General features: G+C 36.9%; 24 protein-coding genes and 1 pseudogene. 7 read left to right on the top strand and 18 right to left on the bottom strand.

Annotated features, from left to right (window positions below; genetic code table 11):
- Positions 1-34 precede the first annotated feature (34 nt).
- Together CCON33237_RS01615 and CCON33237_RS10005 are read left to right on the top strand one after the other, a co-directional pair.
- Positions 35-580 (top strand): hypothetical protein, encoded by a 546-nt coding sequence (locus CCON33237_RS01615; RefSeq protein WP_054196110.1) that lies wholly within the window; start codon positions 35-37, stop codon positions 578-580.
- Positions 581-814: 234 nt separating this feature from the next.
- The gene (locus CCON33237_RS10005; protein WP_257719890.1) at positions 815-946 is read left to right on the top strand and encodes a hypothetical protein; all 132 of its coding nucleotides are present in this window, start codon (positions 815-817) and stop codon (positions 944-946) included.
- A 99-nt stretch (positions 947-1,045) separates the two neighbouring features.
- On the opposite strand, the pseudogene CCON33237_RS01605 reads toward CCON33237_RS10005, so the two are convergent.
- Both CCON33237_RS01605 and CCON33237_RS01600 read right to left on the bottom strand, forming a co-directional pair.
- Positions 1,046-2,110, bottom strand: a pseudogene (locus tag CCON33237_RS01605) (multidrug effflux MFS transporter).
- 420 nt (positions 2,111-2,530) lie between these two features.
- Positions 2,531-3,742, bottom strand: a complete 1,212-nt coding sequence (locus tag CCON33237_RS01600) for a saccharopine dehydrogenase family protein (protein ID WP_054196109.1) — start codon at positions 3,740-3,742, stop codon at positions 2,531-2,533.
- Positions 3,743-4,187: 445 nt separating this feature from the next.
- Between CCON33237_RS01600 and CCON33237_RS01595 the strand changes: the two genes are divergently transcribed.
- Positions 4,188-4,844, top strand: coding sequence for a hypothetical protein (locus CCON33237_RS01595; protein WP_054196108.1), 657 nt, complete (start codon positions 4,188-4,190; stop codon positions 4,842-4,844).
- A gap of 62 nt (positions 4,845-4,906) precedes the next feature.
- Positions 4,907-5,629, top strand: coding sequence for a tetratricopeptide repeat protein (locus CCON33237_RS01590; RefSeq protein WP_054196107.1), 723 nt, complete (start codon positions 4,907-4,909; stop codon positions 5,627-5,629).
- Here the strand turns inward: CCON33237_RS01590 and CCON33237_RS01585 are convergent.
- Entirely contained in the window at positions 5,622-6,263 is a 642-nt protein-coding gene (locus tag CCON33237_RS01585) for a non-canonical purine NTP pyrophosphatase (RefSeq protein ID WP_054196106.1), read from the bottom strand. The genes CCON33237_RS01590 and CCON33237_RS01585 overlap by 8 nt on opposite strands.
- Before the next feature lie 113 nt (positions 6,264-6,376).
- Between CCON33237_RS01585 and CCON33237_RS01580 the strand changes: the two genes are divergently transcribed.
- Together CCON33237_RS01580 and CCON33237_RS01575 are read left to right on the top strand one after the other, a co-directional pair.
- Positions 6,377-7,678 carry an MFS transporter gene (locus CCON33237_RS01580; protein ID WP_054196105.1) on the top strand — a complete coding sequence of 434 codons (1,302 nt, stop codon included), beginning with the start codon at positions 6,377-6,379 and terminating at the stop codon, positions 7,676-7,678.
- Entirely contained in the window at positions 7,675-8,811 is a 1,137-nt protein-coding gene (locus tag CCON33237_RS01575; protein WP_054196104.1) for a BaiN/RdsA family NAD(P)/FAD-dependent oxidoreductase, read from the top strand. Before CCON33237_RS01580 ends, CCON33237_RS01575 begins: the two co-directional genes overlap by 4 nt.
- Before the next feature lie 246 nt (positions 8,812-9,057).
- Here the strand turns inward: CCON33237_RS01575 and CCON33237_RS01570 are convergent, their stop codons facing one another.
- The 6 genes from CCON33237_RS01570 to CCON33237_RS01545 all read right to left on the bottom strand — a co-directional run bounded on the left by CCON33237_RS01570 (position 9,058) and on the right by CCON33237_RS01545 (position 17,003).
- Positions 9,058-9,696, bottom strand: a complete 639-nt coding sequence (locus CCON33237_RS01570; RefSeq protein ID WP_054196103.1) for an HAD family hydrolase — start codon at positions 9,694-9,696, stop codon at positions 9,058-9,060.
- Positions 9,697-9,770: 74 nt separating this feature from the next.
- On the bottom strand, positions 9,771-10,787 hold the full coding sequence (locus CCON33237_RS01565) for an OmpA family protein (RefSeq protein WP_054196102.1): 1,017 nt from the start codon (positions 10,785-10,787) through the stop codon (positions 9,771-9,773).
- A gap of 153 nt (positions 10,788-10,940) precedes the next feature.
- A complete protein-coding gene (gene rpsI / locus CCON33237_RS01560) occupies positions 10,941-11,330 on the bottom strand; it encodes a 30S ribosomal protein S9 (RefSeq protein WP_054196101.1) in 390 nt (129 codons plus the stop codon).
- 2 nt (positions 11,331-11,332) lie between these two features.
- Positions 11,333-11,761 (bottom strand): 50S ribosomal protein L13, encoded by a 429-nt coding sequence (gene rplM, locus CCON33237_RS01555; RefSeq protein ID WP_054196100.1) that lies wholly within the window; start codon positions 11,759-11,761, stop codon positions 11,333-11,335.
- Positions 11,762-11,841: 80 nt separating this feature from the next.
- Positions 11,842-14,661 carry a RecB-like helicase gene (locus CCON33237_RS01550; RefSeq protein ID WP_054196099.1) on the bottom strand — a complete coding sequence of 940 codons (2,820 nt, stop codon included), beginning with the start codon at positions 14,659-14,661 and terminating at the stop codon, positions 11,842-11,844.
- Positions 14,658-17,003, bottom strand: coding sequence for a PD-(D/E)XK nuclease family protein (locus CCON33237_RS01545; RefSeq protein ID WP_054196098.1), 2,346 nt, complete (start codon positions 17,001-17,003; stop codon positions 14,658-14,660). Before CCON33237_RS01545 ends, CCON33237_RS01550 begins: the two co-directional genes overlap by 4 nt.
- A gap of 150 nt (positions 17,004-17,153) precedes the next feature.
- Here CCON33237_RS01545 and CCON33237_RS01540 point away from each other — a divergent pair, with 150 nt between their 5' ends.
- On the top strand, positions 17,154-17,741 hold the full coding sequence (locus CCON33237_RS01540) for a flavin reductase (RefSeq protein WP_054196097.1): 588 nt from the start codon (positions 17,154-17,156) through the stop codon (positions 17,739-17,741).
- Between the two features lie 123 nt (positions 17,742-17,864).
- Here CCON33237_RS01540 and CCON33237_RS01535 read toward each other — a convergent pair whose 3' ends face one another.
- The 9 genes from CCON33237_RS01535 to CCON33237_RS01495 form a co-directional block, all read right to left on the bottom strand.
- Positions 17,865-18,335, bottom strand: a complete 471-nt coding sequence (locus CCON33237_RS01535) for a FixH family protein (RefSeq protein ID WP_054196096.1) — start codon at positions 18,333-18,335, stop codon at positions 17,865-17,867.
- Positions 18,328-18,897 carry a hypothetical protein gene (locus CCON33237_RS01530; protein WP_054196095.1) on the bottom strand — a complete coding sequence of 190 codons (570 nt, stop codon included), beginning with the start codon at positions 18,895-18,897 and terminating at the stop codon, positions 18,328-18,330. Before CCON33237_RS01530 ends, CCON33237_RS01535 begins: the two co-directional genes overlap by 8 nt.
- A 106-nt stretch (positions 18,898-19,003) precedes the next feature.
- Entirely contained in the window at positions 19,004-19,216 is a 213-nt protein-coding gene (locus tag CCON33237_RS01525) for a DUF4006 family protein (protein WP_021090794.1), read from the bottom strand.
- Positions 19,216-20,079: a cbb3-type cytochrome c oxidase N-terminal domain-containing protein gene (locus tag CCON33237_RS01520; protein WP_054196094.1), complete on the bottom strand. Its 864-nt coding sequence runs from the start codon at positions 20,077-20,079 to the stop codon at positions 19,216-19,218. Before CCON33237_RS01520 ends, CCON33237_RS01525 begins: the two co-directional genes overlap by 1 nt.
- On the bottom strand, positions 20,067-20,279 hold the full coding sequence (locus CCON33237_RS01515) for a cytochrome c oxidase, cbb3-type, CcoQ subunit (protein ID WP_081004420.1): 213 nt from the start codon (positions 20,277-20,279) through the stop codon (positions 20,067-20,069). Before CCON33237_RS01515 ends, CCON33237_RS01520 begins: the two co-directional genes overlap by 13 nt.
- A 6-nt stretch (positions 20,280-20,285) precedes the next feature.
- Positions 20,286-20,951: a cytochrome-c oxidase, cbb3-type subunit II gene (gene ccoO / locus CCON33237_RS01510; RefSeq protein ID WP_054196092.1), complete on the bottom strand. Its 666-nt coding sequence runs from the start codon at positions 20,949-20,951 to the stop codon at positions 20,286-20,288.
- Positions 20,951-22,438 (bottom strand): cytochrome-c oxidase, cbb3-type subunit I, encoded by a 1,488-nt coding sequence (ccoN, locus tag CCON33237_RS01505; protein ID WP_054196091.1) that lies wholly within the window; start codon positions 22,436-22,438, stop codon positions 20,951-20,953. Before ccoN ends, ccoO begins: the two co-directional genes overlap by 1 nt.
- Positions 22,439-22,530: 92 nt before the next feature.
- On the bottom strand, positions 22,531-23,214 hold the full coding sequence (locus tag CCON33237_RS01500; RefSeq protein ID WP_054196090.1) for a response regulator transcription factor: 684 nt from the start codon (positions 23,212-23,214) through the stop codon (positions 22,531-22,533).
- A gap of 81 nt (positions 23,215-23,295) precedes the next feature.
- On the bottom strand, positions 23,296-23,961 hold the full coding sequence (locus CCON33237_RS01495) for a sulfite exporter TauE/SafE family protein (protein WP_236842016.1): 666 nt from the start codon (positions 23,959-23,961) through the stop codon (positions 23,296-23,298).
- Between the last annotated feature and the right edge of the window lies 1 nt (position 23,962).

Raw genomic sequence — 23,962 nt, 5'->3', positions numbered from 1 at the left:
ATATTTATTATCAATATTATAAAAAGGATTCTTTATGAACAAACTTACTTCTGTTGCTTTAACAGCTTCATTTTTTGCAGTTTCAGCTCTTGCATTTAGCGTAGAAGGTGAACCAAAGGTAACATTTACTGGTTACAAGCTAGCAAATAAAACAGCCGTACCAGGTACTTTTAAAACGATAAATTTTAAAAGTCAAGAAAATGCAAATTTTGCTGATTTTTTAAAGAGCTTTGAATTTAAGCTAGAGCCAAAAGATATAGACACAAAGCTACCTGACCGCGATAAAAGAATTGGCATTATTTTCGATGGCAAGGCAGTAGATGGCAAGATCGTAGCAGTAAATGGCGACGATAAGGCTGGAGAAATGGATGTTGAGCTTAGCATAAATGGCAATTCAAAAATTTTTAAAACAAAATATGAAGTACAAAATGGCAAGCTAATAGCAAAATTTTCGGTTGATCTTGTAAATGATTTGAAGTTAAATGAGAGCTTTGATAAATTTGCTGCTGCTGCCAAACCATTTCACGGTGGAAAGAGCTATCCGGATGTAGATGTTGGATTTGAGGCAGCGATAAAATAACTTTCAATTTCGGCGCCAGTAAGTTAGCTTGCGCCGAAGTTACCTCTTTATCCTAGTTTCTTATTCTGTGATGCCGAAAAATCGAAGATGACGGATTTTTGATACAAAAAAGGCAGCAAGAATGCGAAATTTTATTTTAAAGATATCGACGAGGCATCCCCGAGATAGACGCCAAGCGCAAAATTAGTGTTTCAAACATAAAATTTAAAAAAAGGCGGGCTAGCATATGGCCTGATGCAGCCTAGCGGCGATGATAACGCCGTGATATACGACAAATACGAACTCTCAAAGCACGAGATTTTTAAAATTTTAAAACAAAAATTTGAGGTGCTAAGCACGCAAAAAAGCGAAAATAAGAAAAAGTAAAATTTGGCTAGGCCCGCCAGCATCAAATTTGATTTTTAGCTTTAGTGACCCAAATTTGCGAATTTGACTAAAATTTGAGCCAAACCAGCAAGGCTAAATTTATTTATTAAAATACGCCGCGAGCGCGCTTAGCCAAACAAACAGAGCTATGATCCAAGACATCGTCCACGGTGTACCCGCAGAAAACGCCGCAAGCATCGCCGAGGAGAGGATGCCGCTACCGTATTGCAGCGAGCCGATGAGCGCAGCGGCCGAGCCCTTCATCTCCTGCGGCACGCTATCAAGAGCGGCGACATTGGAGCAAGAAGCGATGATGCCGTTCATGCTAAAAACGAAAAACATCGGGATTATCACGCCAAAAACGCCGCCCGTTTTGAGAAACGCAAACGCAAACAGCACGATGGCAGCAAGCGCGGCGACGAGCGTGGAGACTATGAGTAGGCGGTTTAGCGCATAGCGCTTTACCAGCTTTTTGTTTACGAAACTTAGCGCCATGACGCCCACGATGTTTATACCGAATAAAAATCCGTAGTATTTGCTAGGAATGCCGAAATAATCGATATATACAAACGATGAGCCCGTGATAAAGGCATAGGCGGCTACGTAGAAAAACGTCACGCTAAGAGTGTAGCGCATAAATTTGGCGTCTTGCAATAATCTTAGATAGTTTCTAAAAGACGATGCGATGGGCTTTGTGGAGCGCTTTTGCGGCGGCAAGGTCTCTGGCAGAGAAAAAATCATCGCAAACATAACCGCGCTAGCTAGCGCCATCAGCCAAAATATCCTGTGCCAAGAGCCAAATTCCATTATCGCGCCGCCCAATAACGGACCCGCTATTGGCGCTATCGCCATGATGATAACCAGCGTAGAGAGCATCTGTGCGGCCTGCGAGCTACCAAAAAGATCGCTAATCATCGCCCTGCTTAGCATCGGTCCTACGCATGCGCCTACGGCCTGAAACACACGTCAGAACACGACGCTAGCCATATTGTCCGACATCGCGCATCCTACTGATCCGATCGCAAAGAGCGCCATACCGATGAAAAGCGGGATTTTACGCCCGATCCTATCGCTGATAGGCCCCCAGACGAGCTGCACGATAGCAAAGCCGATCAAAAAGCCCGTTATCGTAAGCTCCGCATCGCCGTGCAGCTGCCGCTCCATCGTAGGCATAGCAGGTAGATATACGTCCGTAGATAGCGATGTACAATTAGTACGACTAAAAAAGATAGTGAAGCTTTTGAAGAGTTCAAATTTTTCCTTTTGTTGTTATTTGAGTGAGTGCAGAGTTTGCACGACTAGAGATTGGAAGCTTTAAATTTACTCAAATTTGTTTTGATAAAATTTGAGCGATTATAGCTAAATTTAAACGCTTTTCGGTGTGGAAGCTTAAATTAAATTGATGCAAAATTTGAATGCAGGCGGTGCAAAATTTAAACTAGAAATTTAAATACGGTAGAGCAAGGCGCAGTATTTTTCGCTTAGACGAGGCGAAATTTGATTTTTAAGCGGAGCGTATATTTGATACGTGAGCATAAAAATCAAATTTCAACGAAGTATAAGTAGAAAAAGACAAGCCTAAATTTAGACTTCATACCTCTCGCCAGGCTTCATTTCGATCATCTCCCACGGCAAGCCCTGTTTATTTAGCTCGTCCATGAAAGGCTTGGCATCGAAATTTTCCATGTTAAAGACGCCTTTACCGCTCCAGATACCCTTTGCGACCATCATCGATCCGATCATCGCGGGCACGCCCGTCGTGTAGCTCACGGCCTGCGCGCCCGTCTCGGCGTAGCAAGCCTCGTGGTCGCAGACGTTGTAGATGTAGACCTGGCGCTCTTTGCCATCTTTTAGACCGCGGATAACGCAGCCGATGTTTGTTTTGCCTTTCGTGCGAGGGCCGAGGCTCGCAGGATCAGGCAAAAGCGTCTTTAAAAATTGAATCGGCACGATCTTGACGCCGTTATGCTCGACCTCGTCTATACGCAGCATGCCGACGTTTTCTAGGCATTTCATATGTGTGAGGTAGCTCTGTCCGAATGTCATGAAAAAGCGGATTCTCTTCAGCCCTTTGATGTTTTTTACTAAGCTTTCAAGCTCCTCGTGATAGAGCAGGTAGCTGTCCTTGACGCCGACTTTCGGGTAGTCCCATTTAAACATTATTTCCATCGGTTCGGTCTCTTTCCACTCGCCGCGCTCCCAGTAGCGGCCTTTTGCGCTCACTTCGCGCAGGTTGATTTCTGGGTTGAAATTCGTCGCGAACGGATAGCCGTGATCGCCCGCGTTGCAGTCTAGGATGTCGATCTCGTGGATCTCGTCAAAGAGATTTTGCTGCGCATAGGCGCAAAATACGTTCGTCACGCCCGGATCAAAGCCAGAGCCAAGAAGCGCCATGGTGCCCGCCTTTTTAAAATCCTCGTCTTTTGCCCACTGCAATTTGTATTCAAATTTAGCGGTATCGGGGTGCTCGTAGTTTGCGGTGTCGATGTATGGGATGCCGGCGCGAGAGCACGCGTCCATGAGGGTTAGGTCTTGATAAGGCAGCGCGACATTTAAAAGTAAATCGGCACCCGTATTTTTGATGAGCGCGACTACGGCATCGGTGTCGTCCGCGTCGATCTGGGCGGTGTCAATTTGCACGCCTAGGCGGTCTTTGATAAATTTGGCGATCGCGTCGCATTTGCTTTTTGTGCGGCTTGCAAGAGTGATCTTGCTAAAAACGTCCGCGTTCATCGCGCATTTTACGGTCGCGACTTGGCTCACGCCGCCCGCGCCTATGATTAAGATATTTGACATTTAAGCTCCTTTAAATTTTAGTGATTTTAGCAAATTTAAGATGAATTTTAAGAGACGGGGTGCTATTGATTATAAAGTTGGCTATGGCCAGCACAAAGTCTAACAAGAAAGATAAAAAGCAGATAGCACTAACACAGATAAGTAGCATATCAATTGCCGGCGGCAGAAAATTAAATTTACCTCCTGACAACGCACGATGAATTTTCTCTCAGATTCTATTTTTTAGTTTGAGATGGGCTGTATAATAAATAAGCTTAAATTTTTTAGGTTTAATTTTGTCGCTAAAATTTGAGTGCCTAAATTTATTCTAAAGCGTACAACGATACATTATTAAGTTAGCTGTTTTAGGTATAATCAACATATTTAAATCTAGAAAAATATCGCAACCGATTTAAAAAACTTGGATGGATTAGCGCCTGGCAAGAGGACACAAAAAGAGACACCAATGATTGAAAATGGCAAGCAAAGACCGAATAAAAAAGAGGTAGAAGCATTAACTCTTTTTTATAATAGATTCTATTTTTTATATGATGAAATTTCTAATAAAAATTTTAAAACTCAAGAGCCATGCTTTAGATTTTATAGACTCAGAGAAGCATTTTCGGTATTTAAAGAGATTTCTAATTATGAACCAATTAAAGAATATTTAAAGTGGATGAAAAAAGGAGGACGACCTTTTTTTGAAGGATTGATTGCCGATGATCTATTTAGTTTTATTAGAAACCTCTTATTGCACTTTCCTATTTTTGACACATGGGATGAAGTATATATAAATAAAAGTCTTGCCACTTGGGATAAGGCTGGGCAAATAAATAAATTTCTCATCAAGGCAAAAGAATATAAAATTGATGATAAATCAGAGGTCAAATATAGAATATGGGAAGTAAAAAAGAAAAAAATGACTTATTTTTCTGTTAAATTTCCCAGTGAATACAATGAAATAACAAATATTTATCTAAAAGATATAATCGCAGAAGAGATGGGTATGAAATTTTGCATGGCGCTAATGAGGCAGATAATTGATACTCAAATCGAAAATCCAGAAGAAGACATAAAAATAATGTCACAAGTTTATTTACCAAGAAATAATAATGATTTATGAGGCAATACTGAACAAAATTTGCTTTTAATCGCTACAATAGCTCGAAATTTAAAGGTAAAAACATGAAGAAAATTTTGCCATTTTTAGCGCCTATTTGCCTCTTTGCAAGTAGCTGTGACGAGCTAATACAAGAGAGTGTGAGGGAGTTTTATAAAAGCGATAGAAATTTGGAGAGAGCCATAAATTTAGCCGAGCAAGCGACTGATTTCTGCTTAAAAGAGGGCAACACCGAGCAGGCGATCACTTCGCTCATAAATAGCGCTAGCATTTGCATGGTAAATAAAGAGCCACAAAAGGCGTTAGAGCTCTCACAAAGAGCCCTAGAGCTTGCGGCAAACGTTAGCGACAAGCTGCTACTAGCTCGCTCTTATCATAGCCTAGGTGCGGCACAAAAGGCGCTAGGCAGATACGACGAAGCACTTGCTAATTTTCAAGAAGCTCTAAAAATTTATGACAACGCGCCAAATGCCCCAATGAACGACGAACTCATCTGTATAAAAGGCATCGCTAGCGCCTACTACCTAAAAAACGACTTTGACAAAGCCCACGAAAACCACCTTTTAGCGCTAAATTTACTTGATATCACGCCGGAGTTAAGTGGCAACGAGCTTGTGCGATCAGAGCTTTTAGTAGAGCTTGCTAACGACCTAGCAAAGCTTAATCAAAAGGACGAAGCTACCCAAAACTACAAAAAAGTGCTTGAAATTTTAAATGGCAAAGAGCAAAATCCTCGAGCACGGGATCTTTTAGAGCGAGCCAACAAAGGACTAAAAGAGCTTAACTAAAGTTTTTCTTTAGACTTTTTAGCACAAAATTTGCAAGCTCAAGTCCCTTTGAACGGTGAGAAATTTTAAGCTTCGTCTCATTATCTAGCTCGCCAAGCGTCTTAGTAAAGCCATCTGGGGTAAAGAGCGCGTCGTAGCCAAAGCCGTTGTTACCGCGCTCCTCATCTATCGCTTTGCCATACATAAAGCCATGCGTCGTGTAGTCGCCAAATTTCGAGCTAATAGCGATACAGGCGGTGTAGTGAGCTGGTGAACTCTTTAAATTTAGCGCCTTTAGCTTGCTAATGAGTTTTGCTCTGTTGTTTGCGTCATTTGCGTTTTTACCGCATACCTTGCCATTTTCATCAAGATCAAAGTAGCGTGCAGAGTAGATCCCTGGCTCACCACCAAGTGCATCCACGCTAATGCCACTATCATCGCTAAGAGCGATAAACTCATTATCAAGCCCATGCTCTTTAAGCTTTGCAAAGACGGCTCTTGACTTTATGAGTGCATTTTGCTGAAAGCTACTGCCATCTTCAACGATCTCAAATGGCTTTACAATCTCGCTTAAGGCGTAAATTTCATAGCCTTTTAAAAACTCTTTTATTTCTTTTACTTTGTCTAAATTTGATGTCGCAAGCACGATCTTCATTGCAAGAGCTCCTTGATTTTTGGGCGTATTTTACAAAAAAGTAGATTAAATTTTTAAATTTAAATTAGCGTTAAAATGATAAACTTAGTCCTTTTAAAAATAAGGAAAATTTTATGTTAAAAAGCGTTTTACCATTATCTTTTATCATAGCAAGCAGATTTTTAGGTCTTTTTATAGTTTTGCCAGTGCTTAGCCTTTATGCCTTAAATTTACGCGGAGCAAACGAGTTTTTAGTAGGGCTAATAGTAGGCGTCTATGCGATCTCACAGATGATATTTCAAGTGCCTTTTGGAGCACTCTCTGATAGGATAGGACGCAAAAAGACATTAACGATCGGACTTTTGGTTTTTATCATCGGCTCAATAATTTGTGCACTTACAAGCGATATTTTTACCATGCTATTTGGTAGATTTTTACAAGGCGTAGGTGCTATCGGAGCAGTTGCAACTGCGATGATAAGTGACTATATAACAGAAGAAAAACGCTCAAAAGCTATGGCGATAATGGGTGCTTTTATAGGGCTTAGTTTCACACTTTCTATGGTGCTTGGGCCGCTTCTTGCCAAAGACTATGGACTTTCAAGCCTCTTTTACCTAAGTGCCGCTCTTAGCCTACTTTGCATTGTACTTCTTTACACCGTTGTACCAAAAGAGATAAAAGTGAGTGCTAAAAGTGAAAAAGTGCCATTTGGTAAGCTTTTTTTACAAAAAGACTACATGATCATAAATTTCACCTCTTTTATGCAAAAGATGCTAGCAAGCATCGCATTTTTGGTGATCCCTATCGTTTTGGTAAAAGAGTATGGTTACGAAAGTAGTGAGCTTTACAAGGTCTATACACTTGGTGCCGTACTTGGCTTTTTGGCTATGGGGCTAGCTGGTGCCCTTGGCGATGGCAAGGGACTTAGCAAGGTTATCTTAATAGCTGGTACGCTACTTTTTGCCCTAACCTACACTATTTTTGCCATTAGCTTTACACTTTTTATCTTCGTTTTGGGAGTTGCTATATTTTTTATAGGATTTAACCTTCACGAGCCCATCATGCAATCAACCGCAACAAAATTTGTAAAATCCTCACAAAAAGGCTCAGCCCTTGGTGTATTTAATTCATTTGGTTATCTGGGAAGCTTTATTGGAGGTGCGTTTGGTGGATACATCTTGCATGCCTTTGGCTTTAAAGTACTCGCCATCATCTGCGTAGTACTTTGCGTGATATGGCTTGTTTTGCTCTTTAGCTTAAGCGATCCAAGAATTTTTAAGAACATCTATCTAAGTCCTGAAGTTAGCTTAAATTTAGAGCTGCTAAACAGACAAAAAGGTGTAGTCGATTATTACAAAAACGAGAAAAATCAAGTGATAAAATTTGACTCTCGCCTTACAAGCGAGGCGGCTTTAAAAGAGAGTTTGAAGTTTTGATCTACGACGTCATCATAATTGGTGCTGGCGCTAGTGGGCTCTTTTTAGGGACAAATTTAAAGGGTAAAAAGGTTGCGATTTTAGAGAAAAATAGCAGCGCTGGCAAAAAGATTCTAGCAAGTGGCGGAGGTAGATGCAACATCACAAACCGCTTTATAAGCGCTAAAAACTACCTTGGTGAGCAAAAATTTATAGAGCAAATTTTAAAAGTACTGACTCCAGATCAAGTTTTAAATTTTTTTTGCGAGCTTAAATTTAGCGAGCAAAAGCAAAATCAATTTTTCTGCGATAGCAGCGCAAAGAGTGTCTTGAGCGTACTTTTAAAAAGGCAAAATGCAGATATTTTTTATAACAAAGAGGTTCTTGGCGCTAAAAAAGTAGATGGAATTTTTGAAATTTTGACAAAAGATGAGAAATTTAGAGCTAGAAATTTAGTCATCGCAAGTGGCGGACTAAGCTACAAAGCTCTTGGCGCAAGTGACATTGGCTATAAAATAGCAAATGATTTTGGCATTGAAACATCAGCTCTTGCACCTGCACTTGTTGGATTTAGCGTGCAAAAAGATGAGTTTTGGTTTAAAGAACTTAGTGGTGTTAGCCTAAACGCCGAAGTGGAGATAAATAGTAAAAATGAAAGCCATAAATTTAGTGGGGACTTACTTTTTACACATAGGGGCATAAGCGGACCAGCGATACTAAATGCCTCGCTATTTTGGCAAAAGGGGCGAATTTGCATAAATTTTTTATCCAAATTTAGTGAGAAAAATTTAATAGATGGCAAAAAGCAGCTTAGCTCGGTTTTGCCCTTACCAAAGAGGTTTGTGCTAGAATTTTTAAGAAATTTTGGCTTAAAAGACAGAGCCTTTTATGAATTTAATGACAATGAGAGACAAATCATAAAAAGGCTTTTTGCTTATGAATTTGCCCCAGCTGGGACATTTGGCTTTGAAAGAGCGGAAGTTACAAAAGGTGGCGTAAAGAGTAAATTTTTAGATGAAAATTTACAAGCTTCTAACGTTAATGGGCTTTATTTTATTGGTGAAGTCTTGGAAATCACTGGCATGCTTGGCGGATATAACTTACATTTTGCATTTGCAAGCGCTCTAAAGGTGGCTAGGGTCTTAAATCTATGATCTCCTAGAAGTTAGCTAATTTTTAGATAAATTTTCATATTTTAAATAAGATAGATTTACTATGAAAGTAGGCTTTTAAGAAAATCAATTTAAGTAATTTAGATGTTAAAAATTCATAATGAATACTTTAAAAAGATTTTGTACCAAACAAAGGTAATAAATTTTGGAGTAAATTTTATAGCCAAGCAAGCTAAACGTTAGATTGAATTTAATTTAAAGTATAAGCAGTTTGAGGATATTAAATTGTCAAACTTCTTTTATAAAGCTAACGGCTTCAAATGGATTTGAGAAAATATGTTTACTAAATTTCTCTAAATCACTCTTTTGACCATATCCACAAGTTAGACCCACGCCTGTAATAAAAGCGGCTTGTGCAGCCATTAGATCCATAATGGTATCACCTACCATAAATGCATTATTTTTATCTTTATTAAGTCTATTTAGAGCCAAATTTATAGGCTCTGGATTTGGTTTTGGATTAGTAACATCGTCTCTTCCAATAACAGTTTTTATATATTTCATAACCCCTAAATGCTCAAGTAAGATAATAGAAAATTTTGAAGTTTTAGTAGTAACTATACTTACATCAGCAAAGCTACTTGCCTCCTTCAATGCTTCATTTGCATAATCTAAGAGTACCGTCTCATCAAGGTAAATTTTTTCGTAGCAAGCTTTATATTCTTTTATATAGCTATCAATTAAATTTTTGCTTGCACCAAGTCTTTCAAACATTATTTCAAGCGGATGACCAACCAAAGACTTTAATACATTATGGTCTGGCTCTTTTTTACCATGGGATAAAAAAGCTCTATCAAATCCTTTTAAAATAGCAGAAGTAGAATCAATAAGCGTACCGTCCAAATCAAAAAGTATGGTTTTTTTCATTATTTTCTCCGTAGAAATAAAAAAGGGCCTAGCCGAAGCTAAGCCCCTAAAAGAAGTAACCTTAAATAATAAGATTATTTATTGAAAGTAGCTTCAACGCGTCTATTTTGCGCGCGGCCTTCTTTAGTTTTATTTGTAGCAATTGGCTTAAGCTCACCGTAGCCAACTGTTGAAATTTTATCCTCGCTTACACCATAGCCAGCAAGAACATCAGCTACTGCTTTTGCTCTTTTTTCAGATAGTTTTTGGTTATAAGCTTCTGCGCCTACGCTATCAGTGTGACCAGCAAGTACAACTTTATAATCTGGGTGTTCGCCCATAAAGTCAGCTACTTTTTTGATCTCAGCTGCGTATTTTGGTCCAACTTTGTAGCTATCAAATGCAAAGTTAACATCTAGATCTCTAAGAACGATAACTTTCTCGCATCCTCTTTCATCAACAACTACGCCAGCTGGAGTGTTAGGGCATTGATCTATATCGTTTGGTACGCCATCATTATCATCATCAAGAACTGGAGTTGCTGCTGGAGTTGCTGCTACAACTGGAGCTGCTGCCACAACTGGAGCTGCTTTTGAATCAAGACCGATACCAAAGCCTAGTGAATAAAATAGGTTATGATCAGCATGTTCAAATTTGATAGCATCTCTTGCTTCTGCTTTAAGAGCAAATCTATCAGTTACTTGATATCTTAAGCCAAAACCATATTGGCCAAAACCGCCATCTTCATTTTTAACAAAAATAGCTGGAACATCTTCATATCCAGCGCCAACTAAGCCATATAGACTAACTGGGCCAAAATCAACTATATCTTTTACAAGATTTGCATGATATCTAAGAACTCTTCCTTCTCTTGTTAAGCTACCTGTTTTTTCTTTTGCTTTTTGAGTGTAATCAACACCAAGCTCTACTTGATCAAAGAAAAAATCTTCAAGATTTCTAGCAGCTCTAACACCAACGAAGTTGTGATCTTTTACACGTAAATTTCCCTCTGGGTGAACGCCACCAATAGTTGGGGTAACTTCATAATTGTATGCTGCGTTAGACGCAAAAACCGCTGTTGCGGCAACCATAGCTAAAGCAATCTTTTTCATATTTAGAATTCCTTTCTTAGGATTTATTTTAAAGTGGTTACATTTTAACTGAATAAAATTTAACCGACTCTAAATCATAATTTAATTAACAATGTAAATTTAAAATTTACACAACTTAAATTTTGCAAATGCAAAAGCACTTGCAAAAATTCATTAACGTTTAGAGAATTGTGGGCTTCTTCTTGCCTTTCTTCTACCAAATTTCTTACGTTCAACAACACGAGAATCTCTAGTTAATAAGCCTTTTGGTTTAAGTGCTGCTCTAAAATCAGCATCCATATCAGCTAAAGCACGTGAAATACCGTGTCTTAAAGCCTCTGCTTGTGCTGAATAACCACCACCTAAAGTTGTAGCTACTACATCTATTAAACTCTCTTGTTTAGTAACTAGAAGTGGCTGAATTACTTTAAGCTTTATAGCTTCATGTCCACCAAGCCAAGTATTAAGATCCATACCATTTACTATGATTTTACCGCTTCCAGCTTTTACCCAAACCTTTGCTACGGCAGTTTTTCTTTTACCAGTTGCATAAACTTTTGCCATAATTATTTTCCTTCTTTTTTAGCTATTTGTGCCGTATGAGGATGCTCACTGCCAGCATAAACTTTTAGTTTTTTTATCATCTCTCTTCCAAGTTTAGTTTTTGGAAGCATCCCACGAACAGCTAATTTAAATAGTTTTTCTGGCTTATTTGCTATCAAATCGCCAAATTTTTCACTCTTTACGCTACCAAAGTATCCTGAGTGTCTGTGATAAAGTTTATCTTCAGCTTTGTTATTACCAGTAAATTCTACTTTTGAAGCATTTATGATGATAACATAGTCGCCACAATCTACGTTTGGCGTGAAGCATGGTTTGTTTTTGCCACGAAGTATAGCTGCTACCTCAGTTAGCAATCTACCAAAACGTTTACCAGCTGCATCAACAACGATCCAGTCTCGCTTAACTTCGTTTGGCTTTGTTATTTTTGTCATTTTCTTACCTTTGCCAAGTTAATTTTTGAGTTGTGATTGTATTTAAACAATGCTTTTATAAAGCTTAAATTAAGTAGCATTTAAACTTCAATATATGAAATTTTTCCATTAAGAGCGTAGAAGATGACGGCGATTATACTATGCTTTGGATAAAATTTACTTAATGCCTCTTTGTATTCTCCAACTTGTTTTTTATTTTCCTCAATATTTTTATCTGTCGTTTTATAGTCAATCACACAAATTTCGCTCTTTCCAATACAAAATAAGTCCATCTGTTTTAGTTCGTTTTTTACTTTAAATGGCTGCTCTTTGTAAATTTCTTTATCTTTTATACACTCTAGAAATTTTGGCTCATTTATTAGCATTTTTGCCCGTTTAAAGGCATCTTCAAGTCTATCAGGTGAGAAAAATTTATAAAATTTATTTAGCATTAAACTCTTAGCTTTTAAAAGCGATTTTTCATCAAATTTCTCACTCATCTCGAGCAAATAGTGAAACGCTAAACCAAAATAGATTGCCTCTAAATTTTTACCGCTCGTTTTTTGCTCTCTTGCCTCTACATCTTGCCTTTCTATCTTTAAAATTTCAGGCATTCTTTCATCTTTTTTTGCCTCTTTTTGCTCACTCTTGCTAGGTAAAATTTTACCAAAGCTAAACTCTTTTAGATCAAGATAATCGTTTACTTTGCTTTTATCGCTTCTAGTATAAAAAGAAAAAAAGCTAGGACTATTTCCACTTGGAGCAGCTTGTTTAATGATGATAAGCGACTTTGTAGCCCTAGTGAAAGCAACGTAAATTTTATTGATATTTTCTTGCTTCTCAAGCTCTTTTATTTGCTCTAACACACCAGCATACTCAGGGTCAAAATTTTCTCTGCCAGAAATTCTACTTTTTACTATCCACTCGCCTTTTTCGTTATATTCTGTTATAAAGTTTGAGTCATCGCCCCTGCCCTTACTCATCATATCACAAACTATCACGTGAGCAAACTCTAGCCCTTTTGACTTATGAACAGTCATTATCTTTACGCCGTCAGCATTTTTAGGACTGATTTTAGAACTAAAATTTTCAAGATTAAAGATAAAATCGCTTAAATTTTTGTAGCCGTTACTTAGCTCAAAAAGCCTTAATATATCAACATCAGCCATATTTATGTATAAATTTTTAGCTAGATAAAATAGGCTTTTTGTCGCACTATCTTCAGCTTTTATTTTTAGCCTTTTAGGATTTGTATTTACGAGTGCTTTTACATTTTTTTCATAAATTTCTTCGCCAAAAAGACAAAATTTCGCATACTCGATGATCGCTGCAACAAACGGCGTTCGCTTTAGCTCCAAGGTGCCTTCATTTACGCTTTTTATCCCCTCACTGCTAAGCACCTCTGAGATGAGACTGATGTCACTATTTTTCCAGCAAAGCACAGTTATCTCACTTGCATTTACGCCAGCAGCAAGTAGCTCTTTTACTTGTGAAAGTGCTGCACCCGCGATATCTTCATCGCTTAGCACACGCAAGTAGCCGTAGTCGTCTTCCTCGGCTTCAAAATAAGGACACTCGCCACTTACTTTGTAGCTTAGCTCCTTATCTTTTTTAGCTGGCTCTTGTGGCTCAAAGCTAAGCCCATATCTATGATAAATTTCTTCAAAAACAGCGTTATTAAATTTCACCAAAGCCTTTAAACTACGGTAGTTGCGAGGCAAATTTTCTACCAAAATTTGCTCAAATTTCTCTCCAAGCTTATCAAAAAGCTCTTTTTTACCACCCCTAAATTTATAGATACTCTGCTTTGTGTCGCCCACGTAAAAAAAGCTCCCGAGCCCGTTTTGTCCGTATCCTGAAACGATCTCAGTTATAAGTGGCAAGATGATCTCATATTGGATCACATTTGTATCTTGAAACTCATCTATCAAAAGGTGATTTATCCTGCCATCAAGCCTAAAATAAAGCACATCTTTATCAAAATTTTCAACCAAAAGCTTAAAGACCAGCTTATTTATATCAGCAAAGCTTAAAGCGTTTATCTCTTTGTTTAGCTCTAAATTTGAGTATTTATAAACATTTAAGAGCTTGCTAAAACCGCTAAGTCTGTATCTTTCAACCTCTAAAATATACTCTTTTGCCGCCTCTTTTAGCTTTACAAAAAGCTCGTCAAGCTCACTTGTGTAAATTTTGCTAAAAGTGCGGTAATTTAGGCTCTCTCTTTCAAAGACCTTATTTTTAAAAAGCTCAAATAAATTTTGCTCATTAAATGTCTTTTTAGCCGCATCGCTAGCACCATTTTGCAAGGCTATATGCTCATTTATCTCCTTTTGTGCTGCCCTTACCTTGCTATCATCTGGATAGCTCGCGCCACTATCTTTTAGCTCGCCGCCAAAACTCTCATAAAATTTAGCCAAAGTCTGCGAAAAGCTCGCCTCTTTTTGACTTGAAATGATCATCATGAGTGCAAGCTCACTAAGAAGCTTTTGATCTTTACTTGCCTCTTTTACAAATTTTTTCCACGCCAGATCTTGCAGACTATCTTGCACGCTGTAATCAGGACTAAGTCCTAAATTTTGACTAAATTTCTTTAGGATTCCAGAGAAAAATGCATCAAATGTATAAATTTTTAGCTCACTTTGCAAAAATCTATCAAGCTTCTCATCGCGTCTTTTTATGACCTCACCTTGGCTCAAACTAAGCTCTTTGCAAAGCTTATCAAGCTCGTCTTTTTTGTTTTGCAAGTCCAAAAAAGTTGTGATTATGCGCTCTTTCATCTCATTGGCCGCTTTTTTGGTGAAGGTTAGAGCGATGATCTCGTTTATATTTTCGCCTCTAAGTACCAAAGCGATATAACGAACGCTTAAAGCGAATGTTTTCCCACTTCCAGCACTTGCTTTTAGGGCTAAAAAATCTTTCATAACTCTCTCCTACAAAGTATGGCATACTCGCAAAATTTACAAGCTCCGCTCTTTCTTTCAAAATTTATCTTAGTGTTATTTATGCTCTTTAGATTTTCTATCTCATCCTTTAGATCATCCACGCCTTTTTTTGAGCTAATAAGCACAGGTTCATTCTTTAGAGCAAAATAAGCACTTTTTACCTCGCTACCATAAAGTGCTTCATAAAATGCAAGCTGAAGCGAGTTCGCATTTGCCTCACCAGTTTTATAATCAAGTATAAAAGGTTCACCATCGGGGCTAGCATCGATCCTATCGATAATGCCTTTTATCTTTACATCACAAAAATCACTCTCTATATCTTTTTCACACTCAAGCACCCTAAAGCCAGCACTTAAGCGTTCATTTTCAAACTCTGCGTATTCTTTAAATTTCTGTGACCAAATCTCAAGCTCAAGCGAAGAAAAATCTTGCTTTGCAAGTATTTCTTTAAAAATAGCCAAATCAAATATATTTTTTTGTCTATAAAAATCACTTGTGTAGTATTCATAAAGCGCCTTGTGCACGCTATTTCCTTGCTTAGATCCTGGCTCAGTTGCTATTGCTTTTGCTCCTTTTATACCAGCTATCTTTGCGTAATAATACTTTCTTGGGCAGGTTAGAAATAAATTTAGTGTAGAAAATGATAACGGTTTAGTGAAAAAATCATGCTCCAAAATGATCTCATCATCGCTTAAATTTAGGCTTGTATTTCCTTTTAAAAATAATTTTAAATACGCCTCGTCACTAAATTTCTCGTCTTTTATTGTTTTGAAATTTTTTAAAAATCTTGAAGGAATACTCTCTTCGTTTAAAACACAGCTTATGGCGACCTTTTTGGCATTGTTTATAAGGCTTTCGTAGTAAAATCTCTGCAAATTTTCACGCTCAAGGTAGCTTATAAGCCCTGCTTTTTGCCTCACTTTCGAGTTTAAAAACATCTCGTTTGTGCTTCTTGCTGGGATGAAGTTATCATTAAAATCAACTATGACCACACCATCAAATTTCATTCCACGGCTCTCAAGCATGCCCATGACACTGATCTTTCCACCACCCACATCATCGATGCTAAGACGCGAGATATTTAGCAAAAAAATTTCACTTAACTGCTTTAAGCTAAAGCTAAAATACCTACATAAATTCTCAATCCTAAAAAGCTCAAGCGCGAGCTTCTCTTCGCATCTTGGCTCATTTTCAAGCATTAAAAGCTCGTCTATTAGCTCTTTAAATTTAGCAAAGTCATAAAGATCAAAGTAGCTTGATTTAAATTTATTAAAAAGCTCTTCACTTACGCTAAGCGTGTTCAAGATAAAGCCAAGCTCCTCGTAGCTCTCACACTTGCTTTGATCAAAAACCGGTCTTGCCTCTTCGTTTATCGCTCTTGTGATGTAGTAAAGCGCTTCATAAAATTTTGTATTTTTAAAGCTCTCGCCCATAGCGTAGTTAAAAATTTTATTGCTATCATTAAGCCTTAAAATTTCACTAAAACTCTCATCTGGCAATATGACAGCGATATTTTCAGGCTTTATTCCATCACGCACAAACTCGCTCGCCTTTGCCATAGCGTAGGCACATTGCAGGCTTCTAGTGGCAAATCGCTTTTCTAAAACTGGCTCAAATTTTTTGATATTTTCTAAGCAAATTAGCTCATTTGTCTTTAAATTTAGCTCATATTTTTTGTAATTTTCAATCTCGCTAATAGCTGAAATTTGTTTTATTTTATTGATTAGCTTTGTGTTGAAAACACTGGTTTGAAAGATAATTTTTAGCGTAGTTAGCTTTGAGATTTTCTCTAAAATTTCCCACTCAAATTCACTTAAAATGCCATCTATGTGCAGTGAAATTTCACTAAAGCTTCTGATATAGCCTTCATTAATGGAGTAAATTTTTGGCAAGGTTATATCATCGTAGAGATTTTCTCTATCAAGCAAGCTCTCATACTCTTTTAAAACCTCTTCAAGTATGTTTAAATGCTCCTCAAAGTCAGCGTAAATATCGTTAAATTTGATCTCAGCGATACTCTTTTTACTAATAGCTAGCTCTTTAAAAAATGAAAAAAGATAGTCATTATTTTTCAAAAATTCAAAAAACTCAGTTGGAATTTTAAGAACAGAGTTTGCCTTTTTGACGCTAGCACAGGCTCTATTCATAAGCACTAAAGCATAGGTGCTATCAATCTCAAATCTACCATCTACATAAACTATCTTTTTATAAAACTCGGCAATGCTTAGGCTTTTTGGGATTAGCTCATCATTAAAACTTGCATTAAATTCACGAATCTTACGCGAGTTCGTAAAGACAAAAAGTTGGTTTAGGTTATGCATTTTTCTCTCTTAAATTTTTAAGCAATGATAGCTAAATGCTGATAAAAGAGCGCTTTTTACGCTTAGCTAAAGCTTTAAATTTTTATCTAAATACATTAAAATTTTAAGCCTTAAAGAGCCAAAAGCTACAATCACAAAAAAGGAGCGAAAATGCATAAAGAGTTAAACAGACAAGGTTTTTACTACGGCTTTCCGGTTTTGCTAGCCACCACAAAAGATAAAAATGCAAACGATGATATCACAGTGCTTTCATCCTCTTGGACGTTAGGAAATACAGTGGTGCTTGGCATAGGCATTGAAAATCAAGGCTTTAAAAATATCAAAAATGGTTCAGATATCACGCTAAATTTATGTGATGAGAGTCTGCTAGAAGCTGTGCAAAAAATGGAAAAACTAACTGGTGATAGTGACGTGCCAGAAGAAAAAAAGAATCTTGGCTACACCTACGAGCACGACAAATTTAAGGTAGCAAATCTCAGCAAAGAACCTGGCATAAATGCAAAAACCGTCAGGATAAAAGAGTGCAAGATACAGATAGAAACGGTTGTAGAAAAGATAGAGTTAAAAGAGTGGTTTAGCATCGTTACTTGCAAGATTACAGGCATTTTTGTAGATGAAAATTTACTAAAAGATGAAAAGATAGATACGCAAAAATGGCATCCACTAATCTATAAATTTAAAGAATATGTCGGCACTTGCGAGCGTTTGGGATTAAATTTTGGATTTAAAGAGATTTGATTTATAGCTTTATTTGATAAGAACTTAGCAACTTGGTTTTAGATTTAGCCAAAAAGATTAGTTTATTAAAATTTAAATCTGGCTTTGAGATCTTTCTTAGATACCAAAGCTGCGATTTTAAGATCATTTTGTGACATTAAGGTCAAATTTATAATACCTTGTATCATTAGTGTCACTTAGCCTTAAAAGTAGCTGCCACCTGCCTTCTTTTAGACTTGTTTCTTCGCTTACTAGATCATTTTCTTGCCATGAAGCTCTTAAAATTTTATTTTCTTTATTTGTCTGTGGGCGAGTGAGTAAAATTTCATATTTTAAAGCTGAAATTTCTCCTTTTTTAGGAGTTGGATGAAATTTAAACTTAGCATTTAGAGCATTAAAATTTGGCTCAAATTTTAGATCAAATTTCTCATCAAAACGTTTTTCACTCTCTTTGATAAAGGTTATGTTTTCATCGACATTTTGGTAGCTTTGCATATAAGAGCTATCCATTTCGACTGGATGTTTCAGTGCTATGATGATCGTTACTGCGCAAGCGATAATGATAGCAATGAAGCTAAGTACGATAGCATAAGGCCAAAAGGTTTTTTTATCCATTTTTTACCTTTTTATAAAAGATAACAATTATAAAAAATGCAACCAAGCCATATATGAAAAATCTTAAAAAATTTAACGTAGTTTTATTTGAATTTCCAACACTACTTTCAAGCTGTAAATTTAAGCTAGATGCGATTTGCTCGGCAATATCAGCGTAGCCATTTAATATAGCAGCATTATAGACATCTTTGCCATTTTTAGAAACCAAAATAGGAATTATCGTTCCTGATTCTGGATTTACACTTAAAATTTGTTCTTTATTAAAAAGCTTTGAAGTATTAGCATCGGCAAAAATTTCTACTTTCTTTTTGCCTTTTATAAGCAGTAAAAAAGCATAAGGCGAGCTAAGGTTTTGATCTTTAAAAAGAGCTTCCAGCTCACCATCTTTATATACGCCAACTACTAAATTTATACCGCTTTTTGCGTAAAGCTCACTGCCGATCTCATTTAGCTTTACACTTACTTTTTGGCTTAGAATTTCATCATTATTTATCACAAAATTTGCTCCCAAAGCCAAACTTTGTGAGAGCAAAAATATAAAAATGAGTATAAATTTTCTCACACCTAGCCTACAAAAAGGTGGTTTGATGTAAGCACTGACCACGCACAAATAGCTCCTGCAACAACTATAAGCAAGATTATGGCTTTTTCTATTATGCTTAGCATCACTACTCCTTTATAATGACGTGTTTAGCGTTATCAACGCTCTTCATCTCAATGCTACTTGCATCTTTTAATGAGTAAGGCTTGGTTGCTACATCTTTTTGCAAGCCAATACCAATATAAGTAAGTACACCAAGGATAGATAGCAAAAGCAAAACTGCCACCAAATAACCGCTAATGCCATTTAAAGCAAAGATGTTTCTATTTTTATTTTCCATTATTCGCCCTTTGATAGCGATATGACATATTCGCCAACTGCTTTTTGTTGTATCTCGTTTAATCTACCATCATTAAATTTAGGCATAACACCGATGTTGCCGTTTTTACCACGATTTAGTACATCTACGATGAACTCACTTGAACCATATTTACTAATATCAGCCGACATACCATCCATGCCTTTGCCATCATCTCCGTGACAAGCTGCACAAGCTACGTAAAGCTCTTTTCCCATAGCTACTAAATTTTCATTTTTTGTACTTTTTATAGCACTTATCTCTTTTGCAACATAAGCTGCGATAGCCTTTGCTCCATCAGCATCAGCTAGCCCTGCTGGCATCTCACCCATAGGATAATCAAGCCCTTTTGAGCCATTTAGTATCGTATCAACTATTCCTTGTTCGCTACCCCAAATTTGTAAATTTGCAGCTTTGCCACCAATGCCATCGCCTGTGATGCCATGACATGCTGAGCATTGCACCAAAAATACGCTCTCTCCCATAGCGTGAAGCGTTTCTTTGCTTGGGTTTGAATACTCTTTTTCAAATTTAGCGTTTGCCTCTTTTACCTCTTTATTATATTCACCGATTTGTGAGTAAGAATTTAGTGGATAACCAAGTAAATAATACCAAATCGCCCAAACAAGCGTTAGTAAAAAAACTACTGCCCAACCAAATGGAACTGGATTTTTATACTCGCCTATCCCATCCCAGTTATGCTCGCTAAGTTCTACGCTTTCATCTTTTTTAACTTTCATTTGACCAACATACTTGCCAGCTACAACGACAGTTAGTACGATAATTAAGATGGCACCTATTAACGCAAGTAAATTTATATTATCTTCTAAATTTAGCCATTGCATACGCTCTCCTTTGTAGCCTTTTGCTCTAAAATTTTACTTCCGATCTCATCATCTAGGGCTAATTTCGAATATTTCTCATAATTTCTTCTACCTTGCTTTTCACTTTTGTAAAGATGAAAAAAATAAGCGTACAAAGTGATAGCTAAGAATGCTGTCAAAATAAAATAGCCATAAGCTTGAAGTTCTCTAATATCCATTATTAACTCCTATTTTAGGCTATTTAGATAGGCGATAAGTGCCACGATCTGGCGAATTTCACCCTTTGCAAAAGCACTTTTTACTTGCTCATCTTTCATATTTTCAACGATACTTGCAGCCTGCTCTTTCACGTTAGCATTTGCTTGCTCAAAAGTACCAAGAGCTGGCATATCTTTCTCATCATAAGGTGTGTTAAAAACCTTTTTAACAGTTAGTGCTTCAGCGTAAGCAGTCTCTATGTCAGCATTTTTCTTAAATAAAAATGGATATGCTGGCATGATCGAGCCTGGCACTACAGAGGCTGGATTTAGCATGTGATTTTCATGCCAATCTGTTGTTCTATAATTACCCACACGCATAAGATCTGGGCCCGTTCTTTTTGAACCCCAAAGATGAGGACGATCATAAGCAAATTCGCCACTTAGTGAGTACATGCCGTATCTATCAGTCTCTGCTTTAAACGGACGTATCATCTGTGAGTGACAAGTATTGCAACCATTTTGTATATATATATTTTTTCCAGCAAGCTCTAAAACTGTATAAGGTTTTGTACCCTCAAGTGGTCTAGCTCTATTTGCAAAGTCAGGTAAAATTTCTACCACGCCAGCATAAGCTATGACGATAAAGACGCAAACTGCAAAAAAGAATGGATTTTTTTCTAACCAAGCAAACATCACATCACCTCCGCATTGGCTTTAGCACCGCCCATAGGCGTTGCACTTTTTGGCTCTACCAAAATAGCTTTAGCAGAAGTTGATTTGTAGATATTGTAAGCAAACATCAAAAAGCCAATCAAATATAAAAGTCCACCAATAGCTCTAATGTAATAATAAGGTATAAGCACTACAACAGTATCAATAAATGAGTAGAGTAAATTTCCATAGCTATCAGTTGCTCTCCACATCATACCTTGCGTAATACCAGCAATCCACATCGAAGCAAAGTATAAAACGATACCTGTTGTTTGTATCCAAAATTGAGCTTCCATTAAGGATTTTGAATAAATTTCGCGCTTAAAGACACGTGGCGTCATATGATAAAGTGCTGCCATAGTCATAAAACCAACCCAGCCAAGTGCGCCATCATGTACGTGTCCTGGCACCCAGTCAGTATAGTGAGCCAGTGCATTTACAGATTTGATGGCTAAGATAGGGCCTTCAAGAGTTGAAAACATATAAAAAGTTGAAGCTAGGATCATAAATTTAATAAGCGGGCTCTCGCGAAGTTGTGTCCATTCGCCTTTCATTGTAAGAAGCATATTAATAGCTGAACCCCAAGAAGGTAAAATCAAAACAATAGAAAAAACCGAACCCATAGTCTGCATCCAATCAGGCACAGCAGTATATATTAGGTGGTGACCGCCAGCCCAAAGATAGATAAACATAAGGCCCCAGAATGAAAATAACGAAAGCTTATAAGAAAATATTGGCTGTCCGCTCTCTTTTGGTAAGAAATAATAAATTTGGGCAATGATCGCTACTGTAAATACAAATGCAACTGCGTTGTGACCGTACCACCACTGAACCAAAGCATCATTAGAGCCAGCATACATCGAAACTGAGTGTAGCCATGAGCCATATCCACTAACTAGCCTTGTTGGAATTTCCATGTTATTAAATAGATAAAGCATGGCAACGCCAAGAAATGTAGCAATGTAATACCAAACTGAGATGTAAAGTGTTTTCTCGCGGCGTATACCAATAAGTCCAAATATACTAACACCCCAAAGCACCCAGACTACTACTACTGCAATATCTAGTGGCCACTCGAGCTCGGCATACTCCTTAGATGTACTCTCGCCCATAAAAAGCGTCACAACAGCTAGAATCATAACAAATATATAAAGCCAAAAATGAAGCTTACCAATGAACATCAAAAATGGCGACTCACTCATTGAAACTTTTAAAACACGCTGTCCGATATAGTACCAAGTAGAAAAAATACCTGAAAGCATAAAACCAAATATAATGCCATTGGTATGAAGAGGACGCAACCTTCCAAAGGCCGAATACTCACCAGCTATATAGTTTAGATCAGGACAGGCAAGCTGAAAAGCCACCAAAACACCAATAGCCATGCCAACAATACCAAAAAATATCGTGGAAAACATAAAGAGTTTTGCCACACTATAATCATAATGTAGCAACTGGGATGGTCGCATAAATTTTCCTCCTAGTTAAATTTATATTAATTTTCGGTTATTTTAGAGTAGAAAAACTATAAAAAGACTTAATTAATATAAATTATCTTTTACTAAGAGAGTCTTCTATCTATTTTGTAACCAAGTCCAGGAACATTTTTTATAAAATTACTACCGACTTTATCTCTAACACGTTTAACAAAGGTCCTAATAGCAGCCTCTGTCACGCTCTCACCAACCCAAACAACATTTTTTATTTCATCGTGAAGCACAAGCGTACCAAGTCTTTTTATGAGTAAAGATATAAAAGCAAGTTCTTTTTTTGTAAGAGAAATTTCAATACCATCTCTGATAAGCACACGTTTTATTTTATTAAAACTATATCCATTTGTAACCTGAATAATATTTGCTGTTTCTATCTTATTTTTAGCGACATTTTCTAACGTAACTAAAAAATCATCAAGATCAATCGGCTTTAAAACGTATTTATCAATACCAACATCTATCGCTTTCAGAAGTGTTTCTTTTTCACTATTTGTACTAAAAACTATAATAGGTGTATCTTTTGAAATTTCTTTAATGCTTTTAGCCATATCAAGGCCATTCATTATAGGCATAAAAACGTCTGTTATAACCATATTTGGATTATATTTTTTAAATTTCTTAAGTCCTTCATCGCCATTTTGAGCAGTGATAACTTTTTCGAATTTATCTCGCATAACTTCTTGTACTATTTTTTTACCATCTCCCTCATTTTCAACGATAAGAACGGTTAGATTATTAAGAATCTTGCTCATTTATTCTTCCTTTTTGGTTATATTTATCAAACATCATAAATTTTGACGCAATTAACAATTATCTCTCTTACTTTAACTATCTTAGGCATTTGCTCTATATCCTAAAAATGATAGATAAATTCCATTTATTATCATTATGCTAGCCGAAATCTTAAACATTATGTCTTTAAATTTTTCATTTAAAATCCCAAATACAAAGCTAGCTAAAAGCATGGCTGGCAATGTACAAAGACCAAATACAAGCATTATAAAAGCTGAATTAATAAAATTTGCACTTAAAATCCCAAGTGCCAAAAAATAATAAACCACACCACAAGGCAAAAAGCCATTTAAAAAACCAAGTAATAAAAAATTTGCTAAATTTTTCTTTTGAATCCTTGTTTTTGCAATTCTTACTACAAAATTAAGCACCTTTTGATTCTCTACAAATTTTAAAAGCTCGCCCCTAAAAAGTAAGGCAATGCCGATAAACGCGATCATTAAGCCAATTATGAAAAATATCAAACCTCTTACTTGCATGCTAAAGCTAATAACAGCTCCAAAGGCGCCAAACAAAGCTCCTAAAACTACATAAGCAAAAATTCTAGCTAGACTATAAAGTGTGCTTAGCATTAGAATTTCTCTCTTACTTTTGCCTTTAAAAAATAGAGTCTGTAAGCTTAAAAATCCACTACACATACCTACACAATGACTAAAGCTACTTAAAAATGCAACTGAGACAATCATGTAAAGGTTTATGTTTTGCATC

The sequence above is a fragment of the Campylobacter concisus genome, from assembly GCF_001298465.1.
GTDB lineage: Bacteria > Campylobacterota > Campylobacteria > Campylobacterales > Campylobacteraceae > Campylobacter_A > Campylobacter_A concisus.
Note: the sequence above shows the minus strand (reverse complement) of the source record. Positions and strands in the feature narration are given on the sequence as shown.

What these genes read in the sequence shown, in the direction of transcription:
- CCON33237_RS01580 (WP_054196105.1), top strand. Translation starts at nt 6,377, where the DNA reads ATGTTAAAAAGCGTTTTACCATTATCTTTTATCATAGCAAGCAGATTT.
- ccoN (WP_054196091.1), bottom strand. Translation starts at nt 22,438, where the DNA reads ATGCGACCATCCCAGTTGCTACATTATGATTATAGTGTGGCAAAACTC.
- CCON33237_RS01615 (WP_054196110.1), top strand. Translation starts at nt 35, where the DNA reads ATGAACAAACTTACTTCTGTTGCTTTAACAGCTTCATTTTTTGCAGTT.
- CCON33237_RS10005 (WP_257719890.1), top strand. Translation starts at nt 815, where the DNA reads ATGCAGCCTAGCGGCGATGATAACGCCGTGATATACGACAAATACGAA.
- CCON33237_RS01500 (WP_054196090.1), bottom strand. Translation starts at nt 23,214, where the DNA reads ATGAGCAAGATTCTTAATAATCTAACCGTTCTTATCGTTGAAAATGAG.
- CCON33237_RS01540 (WP_054196097.1), top strand. Translation starts at nt 17,154, where the DNA reads ATGCATAAAGAGTTAAACAGACAAGGTTTTTACTACGGCTTTCCGGTT.
- CCON33237_RS01535 (WP_054196096.1), bottom strand. Translation starts at nt 18,335, where the DNA reads ATGGATAAAAAAACCTTTTGGCCTTATGCTATCGTACTTAGCTTCATT.
- CCON33237_RS01570 (WP_054196103.1), bottom strand. Translation starts at nt 9,696, where the DNA reads ATGAAAAAAACCATACTTTTTGATTTGGACGGTACGCTTATTGATTCT.
- CCON33237_RS01545 (WP_054196098.1), bottom strand. Translation starts at nt 17,003, where the DNA reads ATGCATAACCTAAACCAACTTTTTGTCTTTACGAACTCGCGTAAGATT.
- CCON33237_RS01595 (WP_054196108.1), top strand. Translation starts at nt 4,188, where the DNA reads ATGATTGAAAATGGCAAGCAAAGACCGAATAAAAAAGAGGTAGAAGCA.
- rpsI (WP_054196101.1), bottom strand. Translation starts at nt 11,330, where the DNA reads ATGGCAAAAGTTTATGCAACTGGTAAAAGAAAAACTGCCGTAGCAAAG.
- CCON33237_RS01600 (WP_054196109.1), bottom strand. Translation starts at nt 3,742, where the DNA reads ATGTCAAATATCTTAATCATAGGCGCGGGCGGCGTGAGCCAAGTCGCG.
- CCON33237_RS01525 (WP_021090794.1), bottom strand. Translation starts at nt 19,216, where the DNA reads ATGGAAAATAAAAATAGAAACATCTTTGCTTTAAATGGCATTAGCGGT.
- CCON33237_RS01565 (WP_054196102.1), bottom strand. Translation starts at nt 10,787, where the DNA reads ATGAAAAAGATTGCTTTAGCTATGGTTGCCGCAACAGCGGTTTTTGCG.
- CCON33237_RS01585 (WP_054196106.1), bottom strand. Translation starts at nt 6,263, where the DNA reads ATGAAGATCGTGCTTGCGACATCAAATTTAGACAAAGTAAAAGAAATA.
- CCON33237_RS01590 (WP_054196107.1), top strand. Translation starts at nt 4,907, where the DNA reads ATGAAGAAAATTTTGCCATTTTTAGCGCCTATTTGCCTCTTTGCAAGT.
- CCON33237_RS01495 (WP_236842016.1), bottom strand. Translation starts at nt 23,961, where the DNA reads ATGCAAAACATAAACCTTTACATGATTGTCTCAGTTGCATTTTTAAGT.
- CCON33237_RS01550 (WP_054196099.1), bottom strand. Translation starts at nt 14,661, where the DNA reads ATGAAAGATTTTTTAGCCCTAAAAGCAAGTGCTGGAAGTGGGAAAACA.
- ccoO (WP_054196092.1), bottom strand. Translation starts at nt 20,951, where the DNA reads ATGTTTGCTTGGTTAGAAAAAAATCCATTCTTTTTTGCAGTTTGCGTC.
- rplM (WP_054196100.1), bottom strand. Translation starts at nt 11,761, where the DNA reads ATGACAAAAATAACAAAGCCAAACGAAGTTAAGCGAGACTGGATCGTT.
- CCON33237_RS01520 (WP_054196094.1), bottom strand. Translation starts at nt 20,079, where the DNA reads ATGCAATGGCTAAATTTAGAAGATAATATAAATTTACTTGCGTTAATA.